This is a genomic window from Pseudoalteromonas sp. CO342X, from assembly GCF_004208915.1.
In the GTDB taxonomy this organism is placed as follows: domain Bacteria; phylum Pseudomonadota; class Gammaproteobacteria; order Enterobacterales; family Alteromonadaceae; genus Pseudoalteromonas; species Pseudoalteromonas maricaloris.
On sequence record NZ_SGPH01000009.1, the window covers coordinates 1 to 1249 of the forward strand.

Below are 1249 nucleotides of genomic sequence, written 5' to 3' on the forward strand. Positions count from 1 at the left end.
AAGTGGTGGGTTGTACTGGACTTGAACCAGTGACCCTCGCCTTGTAAGGGCGATGCTCTCCCAACTGAGCTAACAACCCAAATTGTGTTTCAATTTATACTCTTGAATTGAGTTTAATGTCCAATTCTAATCTAAGAGTAGAAGTGGTGGGTTGTACTGGACTTGAACCAGTGACCCTCGCCTTGTAAGGGCGATGCTCTCCCAACTGAGCTAACAACCCAAATTGTGTTTCAATTTATACTCTTGAATTGAGTTTAATGTCCAATTCTAATCTAAGAGCAGAAATGGTGGGTTGTACTGGACTTGAACCAGTGACCCTCGCCTTGTAAGGGCGATGCTCTCCCAACTGAGCTAACAACCCAAATTGTGTTTCAATTTATACTCTTGAATCGAGTTTAATATCCAATTCTAATCTAAGAATAGAATTGGTGGGTTGTACTGGACTTGAACCAGTGACCCTCGCCTTGTAAGGGCGATGCTCTCCCAACTGAGCTAACAACCCAAATTGTATTACAACGTCTGCCGTTGTGGGGCGGTATTATAGGTTTAGTTTGAAAAGAGTCAACACTTAACTTTAAAAAACTATACTGTGTGATGTTTTTATGTTCAATGCTTTAAGCTCTTCATTATAGAAGAGGTGAGGGGTCTTATATTTTTGGTCCAAGAATCTCTTAACTTGGAGGAAATAGGTTGCTGAGCTTTGTATGCTATAGCGCGGGATCAAGCTGGATTAGGTACCATGCTGAAAAAGAAAAGAGCCGTAAATCACTCTGGCCTAATTGGATGTAAAACAAAAACGCAGAGGTGCGGTAACTATGCGTTTTAAATTGTGTAATAAATAATCCAATTCAAGGTGTTAGGCTTGCAAAGGGGAACTGTTTGGTTATATTCTACGCTTCTTGATTTAAAATGAATCAGTTAGAAAAAACTTTCATAAAAGTTGTTGACTTTATTTTTGCTCCTGCATAGAATGCGCCCCGCACTCAGCGATACAGGCTAGCAGTTCAAGTCTGACTATTATGGGGCTATAGCTCAGCTGGGAGAGCGCTTGCATGGCATGCAAGAGGTCGACGGTTCGATCCCGTCTAGCTCCACCAATTTATCGTTAGTGCATATGTCCTAGTACATAATTCAAATGGCAACGCCTCGAGTGCGAAGTTGTTTGTTATTGTGTCCCCTTCGTCTAGAGGCCTAGGACACCGCCCTTTCACGGCGGTAACAGGGGTTCGAATCCCCTAGGGGACGCCAC

6 tRNA genes are annotated in these 1249 nt (G+C 42.8%); 2 read left to right on the top strand and 4 right to left on the bottom strand.

Annotation, left to right across the window (positions count from 1 at the left end):
* Positions 1-3: 3 nt before the first annotated feature.
* The 4 genes from EXT47_RS01960 to EXT47_RS01975 all read right to left on the bottom strand — a co-directional run bounded on the left by EXT47_RS01960 (position 4) and on the right by EXT47_RS01975 (position 502).
* Positions 4-79 (bottom strand) — tRNA-Val (locus EXT47_RS01960).
* A 65-nt stretch (positions 80-144) separates the two neighbouring features.
* Positions 145-220, bottom strand: a tRNA-Val gene (locus EXT47_RS01965).
* Positions 221-285: 65 nt separating this feature from the next.
* Positions 286-361 (bottom strand) — tRNA-Val (locus EXT47_RS01970).
* A 65-nt stretch (positions 362-426) separates the two neighbouring features.
* Positions 427-502, bottom strand: a tRNA-Val gene (locus EXT47_RS01975).
* Between the two features lie 519 nt (positions 503-1021).
* Here EXT47_RS01975 and EXT47_RS01980 point away from each other — a divergent pair.
* Positions 1022-1097 (top strand) — tRNA-Ala (locus EXT47_RS01980).
* Between the two features lie 75 nt (positions 1098-1172).
* Positions 1173-1248: transfer RNA gene (locus tag EXT47_RS01985), tRNA-Glu, on the top strand.
* Position 1249: the final 1 nt, after the last annotated feature.